The organism is Pseudoxanthomonas yeongjuensis (assembly GCF_010093345.1).
GTDB classification, from domain to species: Bacteria; Pseudomonadota; Gammaproteobacteria; order Xanthomonadales; family Xanthomonadaceae; genus Pseudoxanthomonas_A; species Pseudoxanthomonas_A yeongjuensis.
Genome location: NZ_PDWT01000009.1, coordinates 1 through 20910 on the forward strand (window position 1 = coordinate 1; position 20910 = coordinate 20910).

Genomic DNA, 20910 nt, shown 5'->3' on the forward strand with positions numbered 1-20910 from the left:
CGCCACCACCGGACGATCCGCCGCCGCCGCCGCCCGATGAGCTTCCCGGCGCGCTGGAAGACGAGGCGATCTGCGAACTCAGGCTGCTGCCCACCGCCTTGGTGAAGCTGCCGAGGTCGCCGACGCTGCTGCCGTGGTACCAGGCGATGCCCGCGGTCGCCGCGGCCACCGCCGCGGCGCCCGCGGCCACGGTGAATTTCTTCGTCCAGGCATCTTCGACTTCCAGCGCCACCGCATAGGGCAGGAGCATTTCGTAGCGCCTGGCATCGAGCACGGGCGGCGCATCGGGACCGGGCAGGCTCTTCAGCTCGTCGCGTTCGGCGACCGAGAGATACAGTTTCAATCCTTCGATCTCGTCCAGCAGCCTGCGACCCGCCGGTGTCGGCGCCTTCACCAGCACGCCGAACACGACCAGCGCCAGCACCATCAATCCCAGCACGCCGATGACCAGCGGGATTCCGCCGCCGTGGCCGAACACCAGGGCCAGCACGCCGCTGGCCACGACGATCAGGGCGGCGATGCCGATGCTGCCGCCGTTGCGCACGAAGAGCGCTGGTTTGAAACGCTTTTCCAGCACCGCCGAGTGCGCCGCCTGCGCCCCGGAAACAGTGGAGGCATTGGTGTTCTTCAATTCCAGCGTGGACTTGCCGTCGACGAACAGCTTGGTCAGCAGAGTCTGCTGTTCGGTGGTGGCCGGCTGGCTGGTGGCGGAGGTCCTTTCCAGTTCCCAGTCGTCCTTCAGCAGGCCCGTGTCGCGACGGATGTCCACATTGCCGGCCACCGCCAGCGACAGCAGGTCGGAAGAGAAGCAGCGCATGTCGTAAGCCATGCGCTGCATGAAGCGCAGGCCGGCGGGCGAATAGCCGGCGGGCGGATCGTAGCGGGCGATGATCACGCCGGGTTTCGGGTCGCGGCCCAGGCGATTCCAGCGCCGCGCGCAGAACAGCAGCAGCGCGACCAGTCCGGCCAGTGCGATCAGCACGCCGCGATTGTCCTTGAGCAACCACAGCGCGCGTTGCATGCGCGTCGGCGCGGCGACCAGGCCCTTGGGAAAGCTCATCACCACGGTCATGCCTTCGCGCGGCGCCAGCGGCCGGGCGAGCAACCAGCGCGCGATGCCGGGCGCTGCGACTTTCGCGTCGTAGCCATGGCCTTGCTCGCCCTGCGCGCCGGTATAGCCCTCGACCTTTATCCCGTCCACGGGCACGGCCGCAGGCAGGCGGACTTCCACGCTGCCGCGTTCGATCGGGAAATCCCAACCGGTGCCGATCGCATTCCAGTACAGCTCGTCGTGGTCGGCGAAGAAACCCAGCTGGCGGGTGGTGCGGTAGTGCAGGGTGTAGGTGAATTCGGCGGGCGTGGGCAGGAAGTCGTCGTTGCCGGTATTGATGCGCACGCCGTTGGGCTTGTTTTCGGTGAACCACGGCTCCGGCTTGCCGTCGCGCTGCACGTCGATCATCTGGAAATCGACCACGATCCGATTGCCGTAACCATCCTTGTAGCGGGTAGGGAAGTCGCGGTAGATGCCGCGGCGGATGTTGTTGCCTTCGGCACGCACGGCAATGCGTTCGGTGACCTCCAGGCCGCCGTCGGCTTGCACCTGCACTACGCTGTCGTAGGAGAGGATCCGTTCCTGCGCGGCCAGCGGCGCGGCGAGCAACGACAGCAGGCAGGCGAGAAGAATCGCTTTCATCGGGCAAGCTCCACTTTCGCCGCGGCCCGGCTGCTGTCGTCGGCCTGGAAGAATTCGGCATTGTCGAAACCGGCAAGGCGGGCCACGAACAGATCAGGTACCCGCTGCACGGCATCGTTCAGGTCGCGGACCGCGCCGTTGTAGAAGCGGCGCGCGTACTGCAGCTGTTCCTCGACCTGGACCAGGTCGCGCTGCAGCTGCGAGAAATTCTCGCTGGCCTTGAGGTCCGGATACGCTTCCTGCAAAGCCAGCAGGCGGCCGATACCCTGTTCCAGCGCGGATTCGATGGCGCCCAGCTTGCCCGGTGCCGGCGCGGCCAGCGCCTGCGCGCGCAATTCGGTCACCGTGGCCAGTACCGCCTTTTCATGCCCGGCATAGGCCTGCACGGCGCTGACCAGGGACGGCACCAGGTCGTGGCGGCGGATCAACTGCACGTCCACGTCGGCCCAGGCGGTGCGCACCTGGTTGCGCAGCCGCACGAGGCGGTTGAACGCGATCGCCATCCATGCCCCGAGGGCCAGCAACAGAAGTGCGATCGCCAGTGTCGTGATTGTCATGCGTGCTCCTCTGCGGGTGGATCGTTGGCGGATTCGAGCGAATGGCCGCGTGTCGGGATGCTGGCCGGTTATCCCGCTGCCGACCGCACGCGGATTTCCACATCCTCGAAGGTCACCGTGCTGCCGGCGTGGATCTTGCAGGTCTTGCGCAGCTCGATCATGCCATCCACGGAGACCATGCCACTGGCCACCAGCGCCTTGCCGGCGCCGCCGCTGTCGCAGACTCCGCACAGTTTCAGCAATTGGTTGAGCTCCACGTGGTCGCGGTCGAGCTCGAATTCGAGTTGGGTCATGGTGGATGATCGGCAAGGGAGGGGAGAATTGTGCGGCAAGCGGACAGGGCCGCGTGCAATCCGGTCCGTCGGCGGCACAAGATGATGCGGCGCGGGCCATGCCGGAATGCCGGCCTGTGTCCTTGGCGACGCTGGCGTAGACTGGCGCTCGCTTGCACAAACCACCTGCTTTCCGGAGACCCCATGAAGACTTCCCGCCTGGTCCTGATCGCCGCAATCCTCGTTTTCACTGCCCCCACCCATGCCCAGCAGGCCACCCAGCCCGCGAGCGCGCCGGCACCGCAGCCGCAATCGCAACCCGTCAAGCAACCGCAGCTCACCCCGGAACAGCAGGCCCAGGTGACGCGACAGAACGCCGAAATGGGCAAGGCCGCCGCGCAGGTGATCCAGCTGGTCGACCAGAACAGGCTCGCCGAAGTCTGGGACGGCGCTTCGGCCGTGGCCAAGTCGGTGGTGGGCAAGAGCAACTTCGTCAGCCAGATCGCCTCGGACCGGCAGAAGCTCGGTGCGCCGACCGAGCGCAAGCAGGTCGGGGTGACCCGTGCCGCGTATGCGGCCGGCGGGCAGGTACCGGCGGGCAATTACATCAACGTGGTCTATGCGACCAAGTTCGCCAATACACCCGAGCCGGTGCGCGAACTGGTGTCCTTCCACCTCGACAACGACAAGACCTGGCGCGTGTCGGGCTACAGCCTGCGCTGAGCCGGCGACGTAGCGGCAGGACACGACGAAGCCGGCATTGCCGGCTTCGTTTTTTTACTCCTTCTCGAATTGCGCGATCTCGTCGAGGATCCGCTGGCTGCGGCGGATGCCGTCCGCACCATCGGCGATACAGGCGTCTTCGCGCGCGTGCCGCGCCGGTGTCCGCCGCTTCCACAGGGAGAAGCCCCAGGTACCCAGCAGACCCGCCACGCCGATGGCCAGGCTGATCCAGATCCATGCCGGCGTGGCCGCCCGTGGTTCAACCGGGCCCAGTCCGGCGAAGGCGACGACCACCAGCACCCACATGATCCACCACGGCAGGCCGCAGACATTGGCGTTGACGGTATAGAAGCGCAGCAGCATCGCCATCTGCCTCTGGATCTTCAGCACTGGCGCGGAATAGTCGATGTTGCCCATCAGGCCCATCGTGATCCCGGCGGCGGCGACAGTGATGGCCCCAAAGGCATGGACGAGGATGCCGGCCACGAGCAGCCCCGGAACGCCGGTGTTGCGGGTCCAGCAGGCGACGCCCAGCACGACCAGGCCGATGCCGAGCAGCAGCTGCAGCATCTGGCCCCAGAACAACGGACGCAGGCTGCTGCGTGCCTTCTCCAGCTTCGTATCCTTGAACAGCTGCAGGTTGATCGCATCGTGCCGTTGCAGCCTGCGGTCCAGGCTCTGCCATGCGGCTTTCAGTTCGTCGAGTTCCATGAGGTTTTCCATGATTGTCTTCGCGGTCAGATTTCGTTGCGGATGCGTTGCTTGAGGCGGCTGATCTTGGTCGCCACGTTGGTTTCGCTGATGCCCAGGACCTCGGCCATTTCGCGATAGCTGCGGTCTTCCAGGTAGAGCAGCAACAGCGCGCGGTTCAGCGGATCCTGGGCATGGATGAAGCGGTGCAGGGCGCGCACCTGCTGGTCGGACTCGTGGTCGGCGGCGTTGCCGTCGGCCTGGTCGTGCAGTTCTTCATCGAGCGGCACCGCATGGTGGCGATGGCGGCTGTTGCCACGCACGAAGCTGATCGCCACGTTCAGCGCGATCCGGTACATCCAGGTCGGGAACGGACGCGCCGGGTCGTAGCCTGGGAACGCGCGCCACAACTGCGCGGCGATCTCCTGGGCCAGTTCTTCCCGGTCGTCCGCCTGCCAGGCATAGGTGTGGGCGACCTTGAACACGATCCCGCGATGGCGCTCGATCAGCTCGCGGAATCGCTCCTGCCGGTCCGTGCCCCTTGCCATGGTTGCGGTGTACTCCATTCCCGTACCTGCCGATTGTGTCTGCCGTGCCGTGCTGGTGTGTCATGCTGCTTTGTGCCGTGATTCGCAACGGGGCGCGAATCCTCACAGCCGTTCAGTTTCAGCAGGCGGAAACGTGCCGGCATGAACAATCCGGGCCATACGCCCGCGCACGTCATTGCGCTGACCCGATCCGTCCCTGACAATCGGAACTCCCACGGGAGATATCTTTTGAGTTCCGACACCCCGGCGCCGACCCCGGCCGCCCAGTTGCGCAAGTTGTGCGCACACTTCGCCAAGCCCCGCCTGAGCCGCGCCATCTGGCAATTGCTCAATACTCTGCCACCGTTGCTGGCGATCTGGGCGCTGATGGCCTGGAGCGTGGTCGCCGAGTGGGGTTATGGCTGGACGTTGTTGATGGCCATTCCCGCCGCCGGTTTCTACGTGCGTCTTTTCATCATCCAGCACGACTGCGGGCATGGTTCGTTCTTCGCCAGCCAGAAGGCCAACGACCTGGTCGGCCGCTGCCTCGGCCTGATCACGCTGTTTCCCTACGGCTACTGGAAGAAGACCCACGCCGTGCACCACGGCACCTCGGGCAACCTCGATCGCCGCGAGATGGGCGACATCGAGACCCTGACCGTGGCCGAGTACGAATCGCGTTCGTGGCTCGGGCGTTTCGCCTACCGCTTCTATCGCAGCACGCCGGTGCTGCTGGGCATCGGCCCGCTGTACCAGTTCGTGATCAAGCACCGCTTCCCGTTCGACCTGCCTTTCAGCTGGAAGAAGGAATGGGCCAGCGTGATGCTCAACAACCTGATGCTGCTGGTGGTGGGCGGCGCGCTCGGTTTCGCCATCGGCTGGCATACCGTGCTGATGGTGCATCTGCCGATCGTGTTGCTGGCCGGCGCCATGGGCGTGTGGCTGTTCTACGTGCAGCACACCTTCGAAGGCGCCTACTGGACCAACAAGGACGAGTGGGACGCCGGCAAGGCCGCGGTCGCCGGCAGCTCGTATTTCGACCTGCCGCACGTGCTGCACTGGTTCACCGGCAACATCGGCTACCACCACATCCACCATCTGGCCAGCCGCATCCCCAACTACCGCCTGCGTGAGGCGTTCGAGTCCAGCGAATTGCTGCGGTCGGCGCCGCGGCTGACCCTGTGGACCAGCCTGAAGTCCGCACGGCTGAAACTGTGGGACGAACAGTCGCAGCGGATGGTGGGCTTCGGTTACAAGCGCAGGGCTGTCGCCTAAGGCCCTGAGACTCCGTAGAGCCGAGCTTGCTCGGCTGCTCATTGCGATGAACCAGGAGCAGCCGAGCAAGCTCGGCTCTACGAGGCTGATTGCCGTCGCGACAGGGGTTTAGGGCGACAGCTCTTCCGCCAGGGCGCACAATATCGCCTTGCGTAGGCCCTGTTCCGGGGCGCGCCGGAGCTTTTCGCATGTCCAACGAGTCAGACACCCCCCTTCTTTTCGCCGATCTTGGCCTTTCCGCGCCGGTCATGGCGTCGGTCACCGAAGTAGGCTACGAGTCGCCTTCGCCGATCCAGGCCGCGACCATTCCCGCCCTGCTGGACGGCAAGGACGTGCTGGGCCAGGCCCAGACCGGCACCGGCAAGACCGCCGCCTTCGCCCTGCCGATCCTGTCGCGCCTCAAGCTGGACCAGCGCAAGCCGCAGGCGCTGGTGCTGGCGCCGACCCGCGAGCTGGCGATCCAGGTCGCCGAGGCCTTCCAGCGTTACGCCAACAAGATTCCCGGCTTCGTGGTGCTGCCGATCTACGGTGGCCAGGGCTACGCGCCGCAGCTGACCGCGCTCAAGCGCGGCGTGCACGTGGTGGTGGGAACGCCGGGTCGCGTGATCGACCACCTGGAACGGGGCACCCTGGACCTGTCCGAGCTGACCACGCTGGTCCTGGACGAAGCCGACGAAATGCTGCGCATGGGTTTCATCGACGACGTCGAAACGGTGCTGAAGAAGACCCCGCCGACGCGCCAGGTCGCGCTGTTCTCGGCGACCATGCCGCAGGCGATCCGCCGCATCGCCCAGACTTACCTGAAAGACCCGCAGGAAGTGACCATCACTTCCAAGACCACCACCGCGACCAACATCCGCCAGCGTTACTGGTTCGTCAGCGGCATGCACAAGCTGGATGCGTTGACCCGGATCCTCGAGGCCGAACCCTACGAAGCGATGATCGTATTCGCCCGGACCAAGCTGGGCACCGAGGAACTGGCGCAGAAGCTGCAGGCGCGCGGCCTGGCCGCCGCCGCCATCAACGGCGACATCCAGCAGCAGCAGCGCGAGCGCACCATCCAGCAGCTCAAGGACGGCAAACTCGACATCCTGGTCGCCACCGACGTGGCCGCGCGCGGACTCGACGTGGAACGGATCAGCCACGTGCTGAACTACGACATTCCCTACGACACCGAAAGCTACGTGCACCGCATCGGCCGCACCGGCCGCGCCGGTCGCAGCGGCGACGCGATCCTGTTCGTGACCCCGCGCGAGAAGGGCATGCTGCGTTCGATCGAGCGCGCCACGCGCCAGCCGATCGAGGAGATGAAGCTGCCCAGCGTGGAAGCGGTCAACGACAGGCGCGTCGAACGCTTCCTCGGCCGCATCACCGATACCCTGGCGACCGGCGAACCCGGCGAATACCGCTCGCTGGTGGAGCGCTACGAGTCGGAGAACAACGTGCCGATGGTCGACATCGCCGCCGCGCTGGCGCGCCTGCTGCAGGGCGACACGCCGTTGCTGCTCGGCCCCGACCGCACGCCGGCGGCTCCGCAGGCCTTCGAACGCAACGAACGCCATGAGCGCAGCGAGCGCCCGACACGCGGCGAGCGGCCGCAACGCAGCGAGCATTCCGCGCAGGGCGAGCGACCGGCTTACAACGAGCGTCCCGCACGTAGCGAGCGTGCGTCGCACGGCGATCATCCGGCGCCCCGTCGCGAGGAAGCTCCCACTCCGTTCGAACGTCCCGCCGCACCGCGCAGCTTCGACAAGCCGCCACGCGAAACTTCGCGGATCGAGCGGCCGAGTTTCGAGCGCGCTCCCAGTGAACGTCCGCGCATCGACAAGGCGCCACGCGAGAAACCCGATGTCGGCATGGAATCGTTCCGCATCGAAGTCGGCCACGCCCACGGGGTGAAGCCGGCCAACATCGTCGGCGCGATCGCCAACGAGGCCGGGCTCGACAGCAAGTACATCGGCCGCATCGACATCCAGGACGACTACACCGTGCTGGACCTACCCGAAGGCATGCCCAAGGAACTACTGATGCACCTGAAGAAGGTGTGGGTGTCCGGGCAGCAGCTTCGCATCCACAAGGTCGGCGAGGGCGATGACGGCGATGCCGCGCCACGCAAGTTCAAGCCGGCCGGTGCGCGCACCGGCGGCAAGCCGTCGGGTTTCAAGCCGGGTCCGCCGGGCAAGCTGCATCGGAAAGGTCCGCCCAAGCCGCGCGAGTGACATCCCTAATCGTCATTCCCGCGGAAGCGGGAATCCAGCGCCTTTGCTCTTCGCTTGGCGACAGGGCCACCGCACGAAAGTCACTGGATCCCCGCTTTCGCGGGGATGACGAGGCCTATTTTCACGTGCGCACTTCGAACTTTCCTCAATGACCACCACCCGCCTCAACAAGCACATCGCAGAGACCGGCTTCTGCTCGCGCCGCGAAGCCGACCGGCTGATCGCGGAGCGTCGCGTCACCGTCAACGGCATCGCCGCGGGCATGGGCGCGGTGGTGGGCGAGGGCGATGAAGTGAAGGTGGATGGGCAGGAACTGCGCACGCGCCAGAAGAAGGCCGGCGGCCGCAAGCACGTCTACATCATGTTGAACAAGCCGGTCGGCATCACCTGCACCACCGAACAGGCGGTGGACGGCAACATCGTCGATTTCATCGACCACCAGGAGCGGATCTTCCCGATCGGCCGCCTGGACAAGGAATCGGAAGGCCTGATCCTGCTGACCAGCAACGGCGACATCGTCAACGAGATCCTGCGCGCCGAGAACCGGCACGAGAAGGAATACCACGTGGCGGTGAACAAGCCGGTCACCGACGAATTCCTGCGCGGCATGGCCCGCGGCGTCCGCATCCACAACCAGACGACCTTGCCGTGCAAGACCGCGAAGCTGGCCAAGTTCGGCTTCCGCATCGTGCTTACGCAAGGCCTGAACCGGCAGATCCGGCTGATGTCGGCGGCGTTCGACTACCGCGTGAAGCAACTGCGCCGGGTGCGTATCGACAACCTCAAGCTGGGCGCGTTGAAGCCGGGACAATGGCGCAACCTGACCGAGATCGAGTTGCGCGGGTTGTTGCCGCAGCGTACCGATTGGTGAGATTTCCAAGCATGTAGGAGCGGGCCTTGCCCGCGATGCTTTCTCGCCAGCCAACGAAAGGCATCGCGGGCAAGGCCCGCTCCTACTCGACCCTTTTGGCTTCGGAGGTCGCCAGGATTTCCGCATGTTGCAGCGGCTTGTTGCGGTTGAGCAGCGGATGCAGGAACACCGCGGCCAGGATGATCGCAACGCCCAGGTAGAACAACGGCGTCAGCTCGCGCTGTTCGCCCAGCAGGACCATGGCCAGCACGATCGCGTAGACCGGCTCGAGGTTGGTCACCAGTTGCACCCCGTAGGCGCTGAGGTGGCGCAGCGCGACCAGCGACAGGGCGAACGGCAGCAGCGTGCACAGCAGCGATAATGCCAGCAGCAGCAGGGCATCGCGCAGGCTGGGGACGAGCAGCAGGTCGCCCGAGAAGGCCGGGAACAGCATCGGCATCAGCGGCGCGAGCAGGGTCAGGAGCAGCGTGCCGGCGCCCAGTTCCACGGCGGTGATGGTCAGGGGATCGCCGCCATCGACCATGCGCTTGTTGAGCGAACCGAACAGCGCTACCAGCAGGGCCGACAATGCACCGATGGCGATGCCCATGCGCATGCCATGCGGAACGCCGCCGACCACCAGGGCCACGCCCGGGAGCACCGCCAGGCCGAAGGCCAGTTCGCGCATCGAGAACGGCCGGCGCGTCAGCCAGGGCTCGACCACCGAAGTGAACGCAGGCGCCAGGGCGATGCAAGTGGCGGCCACCGAGGCGTTGGCCAGCTTGACCGCGCCATAGAAGGTCAGCCAATGCAGCGCCACCAGCGCGCCGATGCCCGAGTAGGCCAGCAGGGTCCTGGCGGGCATCGCACGCAGCCCGCGCCACACGCTGGGCAACACGGCCAGCGTCGCCACCACCAGCAGCATCCGCCACCACACGAGAGGCAGGGCGGGCAGGGTGATCATCTTGCCCAGGATCGCGGTGAAGCCCCACAGCAGCACGCAGAAGTGGATCTGCAGCTGGGCTTTGGCGGTCGGCGACAGGGGCATGCCACTATTGTCGCCGATGCCGGCGCGCCGGCGATACGACACCACGGAGGTGGCCATGGGCGAATCCTTCACCGGTTACCTGCGCGACCTGTTCTCGGAACTGGGGCCGGTTTCCCTGCGCAAGATGTTCGGCGGACAAGGCCTCTATCACGATGGCGTGATCATCGGCCTGGTCATCGGCGACGAACTGTTCCTCAAGACCGATGCCATTACCCGCGACGCCTTCGAGCAGGCGGGTGGCGAGCCTTTCACCTACCTGGGCAAGGGCAAGCCGGTGGTGATGAGTTACCTGTCGCCGCCGGCCGAAGCGATGGAGTCGGCGCAATCGATGAAGCCATGGGCGCAACTGGCCTGGGAAGCGGCGTTGCGTAAAAAGGCGGGCGAGAAGCCCGCTGCCAAGCGGCACAGAAAGTAGGGCGGGTCTCGACCCGCCTTCCGGGATCTTGCTGCTTCCTAAAGCGGTGGGCCAAGGCCCACCCTACGCGCTCGCGACTCCACATGCGGCGGGCCTGGCCCCGGCCTACGCGCCCAGGCGTTTGAGCAATGCCATCGCCGCGGCAGGATTCCGTTCCTTGGCGCTGCTGATGAAATAGACGAAGACGTCGCGCGGCGATGCCATCGGTGTCGGCGCTTCGACATGCGGCAGTTCGGCCGGATCGCCGCCATCGGCCCATAGCAACGCCCGTTTGCTCCATGCGTCGAGGTCGGCACCGGCGTAGCCGGTCTCGATCGGTGCCTGCGAACGCATCAGCCGTGCGTAGACGAAATCGGCGGTGATATCGGCGAAGGAGGGGTATTCGCCGGAATCGGTGAACACGGTCGCCATGCCGTGCTTCCGTGCCAGCGCAAGGTATCGCGCATCGATGAAGTCGGGATCGCGCACGTCCAGCACGTGGCGCAGGCAGCGGCCCGCATGTTCGCGCGGCAGCAGCTCGACGAAGGCGGCGAATTCCCCGGCATCGATGCGCCTGCCCTTGTCGAATTGCCAGACCAGCGGGCCCAGCTTGTCGCCGAGTTCGGCGATGCCGCCGATGAAGTCCTCGACCTGGTGCCCGGCCTTCGATGGCGCACGCGACTCCATGATCCGCTGCGGCGCCTTGGCCGAGAACAGGAAGCCGTCTGGCGTCTCGTCGCGCCACTTGGCGTAGGTCGCCGGTTTCTGGGTGCCGTAATAGGTGCCGTTGATCTCGATGGACGTGAGCTGGCGGCTGGCGTACTCGAGCTCCCGGCGCTGGACCAGCCCGGCGGGATAGAACATGCCGCCGCGCCACGGCGCATAGGTCCAGCCGCCGATGCCGACACGGATCCGCGAATGTTCCTTCGCCGCCGCCGCAGCGAAGGGATTGGCCGAAAACAGATCGGCGGTCGCCGTGGTTCCGCTGCGCTTGTTCATGCTTTCCACGGGTCGTAGCTGCCGAACCACCACAGGTGTCCTTCCAGGTCTCGGCAGGAATAGCCGCGACCGCCGTAGTCCTGGTCGGCGATGTCGATGACGATGATCGCACCCGCGGCCCTGGCCCGTGCGTAGTGCGCGTCGGCATCGGCGACGATCACGCAGGGACTCTGGGTTTCGCGCAGGCCGGTTTCCTCCGGCTGCACGATCTGCCTGCCCCATTCGCTGCTGTTGTCGGCGGAGCCGAGCATGATCATGCCGTTGCCGAAGGTCAGCTGCGCGTGGTGTACCGTGTCGCCGTCGGCGTACACGGCATGCTTCTCGAAGCCGAAGGCCTTGCGCAGCCACTCGATGGCGGCGTGCGCATCGCGATAGCGCAGGCAGGGGACGATGGTGCTGGTGGTGTCGGCGGCAAGCGACATGGCAGTCTCCGGTCTTGGCCCGGGCAGCATACGCCGCGACGACGGAGCCGGCGCTACCATTCCTGTCGATTCCCATGGAAACCGATCCGATGACCTGGACCACGCCCGATCTTTGCGATGCCCACCCCGAAGTCGCGGTCGCCGAGCCGGTCTTCCGCGATTACGGTGGCGATGCCGCCTTCTGCGGCAGGATCGTCACCCTCGATTGCTTCGAGGACAACTCGCGGGTGCGCGACCTCGTCGCCACCGACGGGCACGGCAAGGTCCTGGTGGTGCAGGGCGGGGCTTCGCTGCGGCGTTCGCTGCTGGGCGACATGCTGGCGGAGAAGGCCGTGGCCAATCGCTGGAGCGGTTTCGTCATCAATGGCTGCGTGCGCGATGTGCAGGCACTGGCGAAATTGCCGCTCGGAATCAAGGCGCTCGCAGCCTGTCCGGTCAAGACCGAAAAACTCGGGGTGGGGAAGGTGGATGTCGAGGTTTCATTCGCTGGCGTCGTCTTCGTGCCCGGGTATTGGCTCTATGCGGATGCCAATGGCGTGATCGTGGCGCGAACGGACCTGCTCGGATGACACGATCCCGACGATGCGCCAGGCGATAATGCACGCATGATCTTCCGCTGGTTCGAATCGTTGATCGATGTGTTCGGCAAGCCGGACATGCGCATGCCGCCGCGCGGCGTATGGCGTTTCTACGCGCATTACCTGCGCCAGGCCTGGCCGGTGCTCGGGGTGATGTGCGCGCTGGGTTTCGTGGTCGCGCTGGTGGAAGTGGCGCTGTTCGATTTCCTCGGCCGCCTGGTCGACCTGACCAGGGACGTGCCGGCACCCGATTTCTTCGCCCGGCATGGCCGCGAGTTGCTGTTCATGGCCTTCGTGGCGCTGATCGCGCGCCCGCTGCTGATCGCGCTCAGCGACCTGCTGCAGCACCAGGCCATCACCCCGGGGCTGACCGCGCGGATCCGCTGGCAGCAGCACCAGTACGTGGTGCGGCAGAGCCTGTCCTTCTTCCAGAACGACTACGCCGGGCGCATCGCCAACCGGATCATGCAGACCGGCGCGTCGCTGCGCGAATCGGCGGTGCAGATCGTGGATGCCCTGTGGTACGTCAGCGTCTATACCGGCAGCGCGCTGTTCCTGTTCGCGCAGGCCGACTGGCGCCTGACCGTGCCGCTGATCGTCTGGGTATTCCTGTACATCGGCGCGCTGGCGTTCTTCGTGCCGCGGGTGAAGGAGCGTTCGTGGAAGGCTTCGGAAGCGCGTTCGAAATTGATGGGCCGCATCGTCGATGGCTACACCAACATCTCCACCCTGAAGCTGTTCGCCCACACCCGCCAGGAAGACGCCTACGTCGCCGAGGCCGTGCAGGAGAACGTGGCCAAGGTCCGCATCATGACCCGCATGACCACCGGCATGGACGTCACCCTGACCGTGCTCAACGGCTTGCTGGTGGTGGTCACCGCCGGCCTGGGCCTGTGGTTGTGGCAACAGGGGCGAATCACCGTCGGCGACATAGCGCTGTCCACCGGGCTGGTGATCCGCATCGAGAACATGTCGGGCTGGATCATGTGGGTGGTCAACGGCATTTTCGAGGACATAGGCACGGTGCAGGACGGCATGGAGACAGTGGCCAAGCCCAATGCCGTGGTCGACAGCCCCACCGCCAGCACCCTGGCCATCGCGCGTGGGGAAGTCGAATTCCGGGACATCCATTTCCACTATGGCAAGCAGGGCGGGGTGATCGCCGGCCTCGACCTGCTGGTGCGGCCCGGCGAGAAGATCGGCCTGATAGGCCCGTCCGGCGCCGGCAAGTCCACGCTGGTGAACGTGCTGCTGCGGCTGTACGACCTGGAAGCGGGCCGGATCCTGATCGACGGGCAGGACATCGCCGGGGTCACCCAGGAAAGCCTGCGCGGGCAGATCGGCGTGGTCACCCAGGACACCTCGCTGCTGCATCGCTCGATACGCGAGAACCTGTTGTACGGACGTCCGGATGCGAGCGAGGACGAAGTCGCCGCCGCGGTGCGCAACGCGCGCGCGGATGCGTTCATCGCCGAACTGGTGGACGGGGAAGGGCGACGCGGCTACGACGCGCAGGTCGGCGAACGCGGGGTCAAGCTGTCGGGAGGACAGCGCCAGCGCATCGCCATCGCGCGCGTGCTGTTGAAGGACGCGCCGATCCTGGTGCTGGACGAAGCGACTTCGGCACTGGATTCCGAAGTGGAGGCGGCTATCCAGGACGGCCTGGACATCCTGATGCAGGGCAAGACTGTGATCGCCATCGCCCATCGGCTGTCCACCATCGCGCGGATGGACCGGTTGGTGGTGATGGACCGCGGCGAGGTGGTGGAAACCGGAACCCACGCCGAATTGATCGCGCGCGACGGCCTTTACGCGCGCCTGTGGCAACGGCAGACCGGCGGATTCGTGGCGGCGGGCTGAGCCACCGCCCTTTATCGGCGGCGGCGCGTGCTGGAAATTCCAGGTTCCGGATCCGGGGACTTTCCAATGACCGGTGTTTTGTCGTCTATGATGCGAAGCTGTCGGAAGGGCATCGCCCGGGTCGACGCGCTTCACTCGGGTGCCGGGAATCATGCTGATAGAAGAACGCGAAATCCGCGTCGCCAGCCTGCGGCCGGGGATGTACGTCAGTCGCCTGGACCGGGACTGGATCGGCACGCCGTTCCTGCTGCAGGGGTTCCTGGTGCAGACCCAGGAGGATATCGATCTGCTCGGACAATACTGCCGGCACGTATTCGTCGATATCGTCAAGAGCGAGAACTTCGTCAGGTCCTCGTTGCAGCGGCTGACGCGGCCGGGGCCGGGGCCGGGCGGCTACGAGGTGCCCGATCTCAAGGCGATCGCCGACAGCCGCCCGCATCCGGTCCTGCACAAGGTCGAGGACGAACTGCCGCGCGCGCGCAAGGCGGTGCAGGAAGCGCGCGAGGCGACCACGCAGATCATGGATGGCTTGCGCGCCGGCAACAAATTGAGCGAAACGGAAGTGGACCAGGTGGTCGCGCCGCTGGTCGAAAGCGTGCTGCGCAATCCCGACGCCTATTTCTGGCTCGAGTCCCTGCGCCAGCACGACAGTTATACCTACAGCCATGCGATGAATTGCTGCGTGCTGATGGCGGCGTTCGGCCGCCATCTCGGCCTGGCCGATGAAGCCCTGCACGACCTGGCGACCGGTGGCCTGCTGCTGGACATCGGCAAGATCGTGGTCCCGGAGGAGTTGCTGGAGCGTGCGCAGGCATTGACCGACGACGAGCAGGGCCAGATGCGCGACCACGTCGAGCATGGCCTGCGCCTGTACGACGAGTCGGGCGCGGGTAACGCCTACGTGCGCGGGATCATCCAGACCCATCACGAGCGCGAAGGCGGCTCCGGTTATCCGTCGGGCCTGACCGGCGAGAACATCCCGCTGTTCGGCCGCCTGGCCGGCATCGTCGACTCGTACGATGCCATGACCAGCGCGCGCCCGTACCGGCCGCCGGTATCGAAATACGAGGCGCTGCAGCGGATGTACCGCCAGCGCGGCCAGTTGTTCCAGAGCGACCTGCTCGAGCAGTTCGTGCAATGCCTCGGGGTGTATCCGGTGGGCACGCTGGTCGAACTGAGCACGGGCGAGGTCGCGGTGGTCATGGCCCAGAACCCGGTGCGGCGATTGTTCCCGCGGGTGATGCTGTTGACCGACGTAGGCAAGAAACTGCGCAAGGGTTTCGAATCGCTGGACCTGCGCGACACCCTGGCGGGCAAGGCTTCGGCCCAGGTCAGCATCCGCCGTTGCCTGCAGGCGGGGAGTTACGGACTGGATCCGAAGGAGCTCTACTTGTGACCCCGCAGCGCATGCCAGCGGTCGTCCCGGACGGGGAGAGCCGCGCATGTTGAACCGGGAACAGCTGTTCAAGGCGATCGACCAGTCCGCCCCGACCGGCGGCCCGGATGGGGCGCTGCTGGTTGTGCGCGTGCAGAACCTGCGCGACTACGAAACCATGTTCGGCTACGACACCGGCGAATTCCTGGTGCAGGCCTTCGAGGCGAAGCTGCGCGACTGCCTGCGCGATGCCGACATCATGGTGCGCATCGGCGAATGCGATTACGCGGTGGTGCTGCCGGACCTGCGGGACCGCAACCACGTGAGCATGGCCGCGGCCAAGGTGGCGCGGGCCTTCCAGGATCCGCTGCAGGTCCGCAGCCGACCCGCATGGGTGAACGTGGCGGTCGGCGCCTGCCTGTCCGCCGATGCCGCCACGCCCGCGGCTTCGTGCCGCCAGGCCGACGCGGCCTGCAAGCTGGCGTGGCGCCTGCGCGAACGCCATGCCCTGCATGAAGGCGCGCCGGCGTCGCTGGTGAGCTACGACCAGTTGTACGAAGCGATCGCCAGCAATCGACTGCAGGTATTCCTGCAGCCGATCTATTCGCTGCAGGACGGAGCGCTGAAGGGCGTCGAATCGCTGTCGCGATGGCCGCACGCCTTGCACGGCATGATCGGCCCGGATGTGTTCGTGCCGATGGCCGAGCAGGCCGGGTTGATCCATGAAATCACCCGCTGGAACATCAATGCCACGTTCCGCCATTGCTCGGCGTGGCTGGAAAACCAGCCCGGTCTGAAGTGCGCGATCAACATTTCCCCCCTGGCCCTGACCACCCCCGGATTCGTCGAGCAGATGACCGCCGCCGTGCGGATATGGAAACTGCGGCCGGACAACGTGATGCTGGAAGTCACCGAGACCGCCTTCGTCGACAACCAGGGCCAGCTGGCGCACACCCTGTCCACCTTGCATGGCATGGGCCTGGGCATTTCCATCGACGATTTCGGCACCGGTTATTCGTCGCTTTCCTACCTCAAGCAGTTCCCGGTCGACGAACTGAAGATCGACATGAGTTTCGTGCGCGAACTCACCGTCAACCCGCGTGCCGCGCGGCTGGTCTCATCGATCATCGACATGGCCCACGGCCTCGACGCCATCGCCGTTGCCGAAGGCATCGAGAGCGCGGAGACATGGAGGCTGCTGCAGGAGATGGGCTGCGACCACGGCCAGGGCTTCTACCCCGGCCGCCCGCAACCGGCCGAGGAAGCGCTGGCCATGCTGGCCGACGCTTCCTGAGCCGGCATGCGCATTACTTGATCGGCTGGTCCAGCATCAACTCGCGTACGAAGCGCACAGGCGGCGCGCCGTAGGACAGCACCTGGTCGTGGTAGGCCTTGAGGTTGAACTTGTCGCCCAGCCTGGCTTCCATGGCCTTGCGCGTGTCGTAGTGCTCCTGCACGCCGACGAAGTAGGTGGGCAGCTGCGCCGAGGTCAGCTGCACGCGGGTCCATTTGCCATCGGCCTCGCGCTCCTGCTGGAAGGTCTGGCGGACCATCAGGTCCATGGCCTGTTCGCGGGTCCAGTGGTCCACGTGCACGCCCTGGTCGAGGATCGCGTTGGCGATCGTGCGCAGGTAGAACTTCAGCTGCACCAGGCGGAACAAGGGATCGTTATCCATGTAGCCGGCCTCGGCCATCATGTTCTCGGTGTACACCGCCCAGCCCTCGGCGAACATGCCCGAGCGCAGCACCGCACGCAGGGTCGAGGGGAACTTGGCCGAATGCCAGCCTTCCAGATAATGGCCCGGCGTGCCTTCGTGGATGCTGAGCAGATGGATCATGCGGTTGTTGTATTCGCGCAGGAACGAATCGACTTTCTTCGCGTCCCAGTCCTCGGGAATCGGCGAGACCGCGAAGAACGTCTCCAGGTTCTTGTCCAGCGGACCGGGCGAATCGCAATAGGCCACAGCCACGCCGCGCTGGAACTCGGGCATGGTGATGATCTTGACCGGCGAGTCGGGCAGGGTGACCAGGTCCTTCTCGCGGACGAAATCGGTCGCCGACTTCAGCGCCGCCTCGGCCGCCTCGACCACCTTGTCGCGCGCCGGCTTGTCCGCGTAGGCCAGTTCCAGCGCCGCTTCGATCGCCTTCTGCTGCTGCTCGTCGCTGGGCGCGTCGGGCATCTGCGGCGCATCCGGCTTGTCCTTCAGCACGGTGCGGGCGATGCCGTACATCTCCTCGCGCACGCGCTTCAGTTCGCCTTCCGCACGCTGCTTGATCTCGGCGCGCGACAGCGACGACAGCAATGCGAATTGCAATTTCTCGTCGTAAAGTTTCGCGCCGATGCGGAAGTCGCCCTTGGCGTTCGGCACCAGGGTCTTTTCCAGCCACTGTTTCTGCTCGGCCACGGCCTTGGTCAGGGCTGCGCTCGCCTTTTCCGCGCGTACGCGATCGGCTTCCGGCAGTTCCTTGAGGTGCGGGGTGATGAACATGGCGACGATGCTGAGGATGCCGTCGTTCTGCTTCAGCACCGTTTCCGCGTGGATCTTCGGGACCCGCGCCGGATCCAGGCTCTCGCGCGATTGCGCCAGCAGGGCCGGGATCTTCTCCATGCGCGCGGTGGCCGAACGCAGGCGATCGGGCAACGGCGCGAATTCGCGCGCCATCAGGTTGTACAGCGCGCCACCGGCCAGGCCGTTGTACACCTGCGGATCCCAGGCCCAGCTCTGCTGGACTTCGGTGTCCCAGATGCCGTACTGCAACTGGTTGCGCAGGATCGCCGCATCCACCTGGTTCTCGCGCGACAGCTTGCCCGCATCCAGCGCATCGAGTTCGGCCAGGATCTGCTTGCCGAAGTCGACGCCCTTCTGCCGGCCCGCGGCGCTTAGGTCGTCGATCTCGGTATCGTATTTGTGTTCGCCGATCTGGGTGGCGCCGACCGGCGACAGCTGGAACCAGCCATCGAGCGCGCGCTTGGACAGGTCGGCGAATTTCGCGTCGGCCTCGGCGGTGTCGCCGGCGGCAGCTACGGGCGCGGCTGTATCAGCGGCGGCAGCGGGCGCCTCGGCCTTCTGGCAGGCGGCGAGGCTGGAGAGCAGGGCGAGGGCGAGCAGGCTGTGGCGCATTCCGAAGGTTCCCGTTGCAGTGCGGCATCGCACGAAGCCCCAGAGCATAGGTAAAACCGCCAGCCCGCGCATGTGCCGATGGCTTATGCTCGGCGCAACTCCAATACGGATCGGCGACGATGAAACATCAGGGCAGCTGTCATTGTGGAAAGATCGCGTTCGAGGTGGAAGGCGACATCAGCGAGGCCTACGACTGCAATTGCTCCATGTGCCGGCGCCGCGGCGGCCTGCTCTGGTTCGCCCCGCGCGCTGCGCTGGTGCTGAAGACGCCGGAATCCGACCTCTCCACCTACACCTTCAACAAGCACCATATCCAGCACCACTTCTGCGCCACCTGCGGAATTTCGCCGTACGGCGAAGGCGACAATCCCAAGTCGGGACCGATGGCGGCGGTCAATGTGCGCTGCCTGCCGGATGTCGATCTGTCCAGCCTGAAGATCGTTCCTATCGATGGGGCCAGCCGATGAGTCCGGCCGCGGGTCGGGCATGGGCCATCATGGTGTCGTGCATGTTGCTGCTGCCCCTCACGGCCTGTAGCAACAAGACCGGTGCGGGGAGTTCCCCGGAACTGGCGCAAGCCCGGATGGCGACGAATCCGGCTCCCCAAAGCGCTTTCCTGGCCTACGAGCACGAGGTGCAGGTCGAAATCCCCGCCGATGAAATGGCGCCCCGCCTGCAGGCGCTGCAAGCCGATTGTCAGCAGGCTAAATTCGGAGATTGCACGGTCCTGGGGGTAAGCCAGAGCGGTGGCGACTATCCACGGGCAAGTCTGAAGGTGCGAATCGCGCCGACGGGAGTCGAGTCGATGATCAGGTCGGCCGGCGAGGGCGCGAAGATCGGCAGCCGCAGCACCCATGCCGAGGACCTGGCGGAAGTGGTGGCCGACAACCGGCTGCAGCAGTCGCGCCTGCAGAAAGAACATGCGCGCCTCACCGAGTTCCAGCAGCGCAAGGACATCAGCGTCAGCGACATGATCGCGCTTTCCAGGCAGCTCTCCGAGATCGAAGCCCAGGCCGAAGCCGTCGAACGCGCGGGCGCGCAGCAACAGCGCCGCATCGACACCCAGTTGCTGACCATCGAATTGGCCACGCCCGGGGGCCAGCAGGGCCGCAGTGAGATAGCGCAATCGGTACGCGACTTCGGCGCGATCCTCACCACCAGCATCGCCTGGCTGATCCGGGCCACTGCCGCGCTGCTGCCCGTGGCGGCGCTGTTGGCGCTGCTGGTGTTCGTCTGGCGGCGCTGGCGCCGGCGCAAGCGGTCGAGGTGATCCATGCGTGGCGCGGCCTTGTTCTGTTCGCTGTTGCTGGCCGCTGCCGCGCCCGCGTGGGCCGACACCTGTCCGCCGCAAGGCATCGACGCCGGCTCACTGCAGCGATTGAAACAGCAGAAGTTCGCGATCGATGGCACGGCCACACGCAATGCCCTGGCGCTGGGATTGCTCGATTGCCTGTCCGATCCCGATCCGGCATTGCGCGATGGCATCGCCTACGGGGCGCTCGCCCAATGGATGCGCGGCGAGCAGCTCGACGCCGCCACCCGCAGGCAACTGCGCGACCGGTTGCAGGCGATGCTGAAGGAACCCGATGCGAACGGTTTCCGCCGGCCGTTCTCGGCGCTGGTCCTGTCCGAAGTCGCGCGCACCGACCGCATCGCGCCGTGGATGTCGCCGCAGGAACGCGCGGCGATGGTCGCGGCCGCGGCGGATTACCTAGCGTCGGTGCGCGACTACCGCGGCTACGACGATGCGCAGGGCTGGCGCCATGGCGTGGCCCACGGCAGCGACTGGCTGATGCAATTGGCATTGAACCCGGCGCTCGAACGCACGCACCTCGATCCCATGCTCAAGGCCATCGCCAGCCAGGCGGTTCCCGAGTCGGCGCATGCCTATGTGTACGGCGAACCCGGGCGACTGGCGCGGCCGGTGCTTTATCTCGCCAGGCATGGCTGGCTCAGCGAGGCCGAGTGGATCGCGTGGTTCGGCGGATTGCCTGCACGCATCGGCGATCCCGCGAAGGCTTATGCGGATACCGCATGGCTTGCGCGCCGGCATGATCTGCTCGCCTTCCTTACTGCGATTCACCTGGAAGCCGACCAGTCCGATGACGCGCAGATCAAGGCCTTGAAGAGGCCGGTGGCGATGGCGATGAAGTCGGTGCCCTGAATCCGCGGTTGCTGGCAGGTTCGATAGACATCCGATAAAGCGGGTGCGGCTCAAGGAACCAGCCGCTCTTGACCCCTTCCGTCCCTCGTCCCTTCAGTCGCCGGGCGCTGCATCTTTTCCCCCCGCGAGCACGAATGTCCAG

General features: G+C 65.9%; 21 protein-coding genes. 12 read left to right on the top strand and 9 right to left on the bottom strand.

What is annotated here, in order from left to right; all coding sequences use genetic code 11:
* From CSC74_RS15765 to CSC74_RS15775, 3 genes are all read right to left on the bottom strand, one after another.
* Nucleotides 1-1693: DUF2207 domain-containing protein (locus tag CSC74_RS15765; RefSeq protein ID WP_162315457.1), on the bottom strand; the 1693-nt coding region annotated here is incomplete at its 3' end.
* Complete coding sequence (locus CSC74_RS15770; protein ID WP_162315458.1) at nt 1690-2250, bottom strand: LemA family protein; 561 nt, start codon at nt 2248-2250, stop codon at nt 1690-1692. The genes CSC74_RS15765 and CSC74_RS15770, both read right to left, overlap by 4 nt.
* A 68-nt stretch (nt 2251-2318) precedes the next feature.
* Entirely contained in the window at nt 2319-2543 is a 225-nt protein-coding gene (locus CSC74_RS15775) for an RNA-binding S4 domain-containing protein (protein WP_162315459.1), read from the bottom strand.
* A gap of 183 nt (nt 2544-2726) precedes the next feature.
* Between CSC74_RS15775 and CSC74_RS15780 the strand changes: the two genes are divergently transcribed.
* Entirely contained in the window at nt 2727-3245 is a 519-nt protein-coding gene (locus CSC74_RS15780; RefSeq protein WP_162315460.1) for a DUF4019 domain-containing protein, read from the top strand.
* A gap of 54 nt (nt 3246-3299) precedes the next feature.
* Here the strand turns inward: CSC74_RS15780 and CSC74_RS15785 are convergent, their stop codons facing one another.
* Nucleotides 3300-3968: a serine/threonine protein kinase gene (locus CSC74_RS15785; protein ID WP_162315461.1), complete on the bottom strand. Its 669-nt coding sequence runs from the start codon at nt 3966-3968 to the stop codon at nt 3300-3302.
* A 14-nt stretch (nt 3969-3982) separates the two neighbouring features.
* A complete protein-coding gene (locus CSC74_RS15790) occupies nt 3983-4483 on the bottom strand; it encodes an RNA polymerase sigma factor (RefSeq protein WP_162315462.1) in 501 nt (166 codons plus the stop codon).
* A 228-nt stretch (nt 4484-4711) separates the two neighbouring features.
* Here CSC74_RS15790 and CSC74_RS15795 point away from each other — a divergent pair, with 228 nt between their 5' ends.
* From CSC74_RS15795 to CSC74_RS15805, 3 genes are all read left to right on the top strand, one after another.
* On the top strand, nt 4712-5737 hold the full coding sequence (locus CSC74_RS15795) for a fatty acid desaturase family protein (RefSeq protein ID WP_211369667.1): 1026 nt from the start codon (nt 4712-4714) through the stop codon (nt 5735-5737).
* 188 nt (nt 5738-5925) lie between these two features.
* Nucleotides 5926-7956 carry a DEAD/DEAH box helicase gene (locus CSC74_RS15800; protein ID WP_162315464.1) on the top strand — a complete coding sequence of 677 codons (2031 nt, stop codon included), beginning with the start codon at nt 5926-5928 and terminating at the stop codon, nt 7954-7956.
* Between the two features lie 148 nt (nt 7957-8104).
* Nucleotides 8105-8827, top strand: a complete 723-nt coding sequence (locus CSC74_RS15805; RefSeq protein WP_162315465.1) for a pseudouridine synthase — start codon at nt 8105-8107, stop codon at nt 8825-8827.
* Between the two features lie 82 nt (nt 8828-8909).
* Here CSC74_RS15805 and CSC74_RS15810 read toward each other — a convergent pair whose 3' ends face one another.
* Entirely contained in the window at nt 8910-9854 is a 945-nt protein-coding gene (locus CSC74_RS15810; RefSeq protein ID WP_162315531.1) for a DMT family transporter, read from the bottom strand.
* A 55-nt stretch (nt 9855-9909) separates the two neighbouring features.
* Between CSC74_RS15810 and CSC74_RS15815 the strand changes: the two genes are divergently transcribed.
* Nucleotides 9910-10269, top strand: a complete 360-nt coding sequence (locus CSC74_RS15815) for a TfoX/Sxy family protein (RefSeq protein WP_162315466.1) — start codon at nt 9910-9912, stop codon at nt 10267-10269.
* 105 nt (nt 10270-10374) lie between these two features.
* On the opposite strand, the gene CSC74_RS15820 is transcribed toward CSC74_RS15815, so the two are convergent.
* Nucleotides 10375-11247: a DUF72 domain-containing protein gene (locus CSC74_RS15820; RefSeq protein WP_162315467.1), complete on the bottom strand. Its 873-nt coding sequence runs from the start codon at nt 11245-11247 to the stop codon at nt 10375-10377.
* Nucleotides 11244-11669 carry a VOC family protein gene (locus CSC74_RS15825; RefSeq protein WP_162315468.1) on the bottom strand — a complete coding sequence of 142 codons (426 nt, stop codon included), beginning with the start codon at nt 11667-11669 and terminating at the stop codon, nt 11244-11246. Before CSC74_RS15825 ends, CSC74_RS15820 begins: the two co-directional genes overlap by 4 nt.
* Nucleotides 11670-11758: 89 nt before the next feature.
* Between CSC74_RS15825 and rraA the strand changes: the two genes are divergently transcribed.
* The 4 genes from rraA (at nt 11759) to CSC74_RS15845 (ending at nt 16776) form a co-directional block, all read left to right on the top strand.
* Complete coding sequence (rraA, locus tag CSC74_RS15830) at nt 11759-12238, top strand: ribonuclease E activity regulator RraA (protein WP_162315532.1); 480 nt, start codon at nt 11759-11761, stop codon at nt 12236-12238.
* Between the two features lie 36 nt (nt 12239-12274).
* Nucleotides 12275-14107 (top strand): ABC transporter ATP-binding protein, encoded by a 1833-nt coding sequence (locus CSC74_RS15835; RefSeq protein WP_281349765.1) that lies wholly within the window; start codon nt 12275-12277, stop codon nt 14105-14107.
* 151 nt (nt 14108-14258) lie between these two features.
* Nucleotides 14259-15503, top strand: coding sequence for a cyclic di-GMP phosphodiesterase (locus CSC74_RS15840; RefSeq protein WP_162315469.1), 1245 nt, complete (start codon nt 14259-14261; stop codon nt 15501-15503).
* A gap of 46 nt (nt 15504-15549) precedes the next feature.
* Nucleotides 15550-16776 carry a putative bifunctional diguanylate cyclase/phosphodiesterase gene (locus CSC74_RS15845; protein ID WP_162315470.1) on the top strand — a complete coding sequence of 409 codons (1227 nt, stop codon included), beginning with the start codon at nt 15550-15552 and terminating at the stop codon, nt 16774-16776.
* A gap of 13 nt (nt 16777-16789) precedes the next feature.
* Here CSC74_RS15845 and CSC74_RS15850 read toward each other — a convergent pair whose 3' ends face one another.
* Nucleotides 16790-18604: a DUF885 domain-containing protein gene (locus tag CSC74_RS15850; protein ID WP_162315471.1), complete on the bottom strand. Its 1815-nt coding sequence runs from the start codon at nt 18602-18604 to the stop codon at nt 16790-16792.
* A 119-nt stretch (nt 18605-18723) separates the two neighbouring features.
* Here CSC74_RS15850 and CSC74_RS15855 point away from each other — a divergent pair, with 119 nt between their 5' ends.
* Genes CSC74_RS15855 through CSC74_RS15865 form a run of 3 tightly spaced genes read left to right on the top strand, consistent with a single transcriptional unit; the run spans nt 18724 to nt 20768 of the window.
* Complete coding sequence (locus CSC74_RS15855) at nt 18724-19071, top strand: GFA family protein (RefSeq protein WP_162315472.1); 348 nt, start codon at nt 18724-18726, stop codon at nt 19069-19071.
* 41 nt (nt 19072-19112) lie between these two features.
* Nucleotides 19113-19874, top strand: a complete 762-nt coding sequence (locus tag CSC74_RS15860; protein WP_246193327.1) for a DUF4349 domain-containing protein — start codon at nt 19113-19115, stop codon at nt 19872-19874.
* Between the two features lie 3 nt (nt 19875-19877).
* Nucleotides 19878-20768, top strand: coding sequence for a DUF2785 domain-containing protein (locus CSC74_RS15865; protein WP_162315474.1), 891 nt, complete (start codon nt 19878-19880; stop codon nt 20766-20768).
* The last annotated feature ends 142 nt before the right edge of the window (nt 20769-20910 follow it).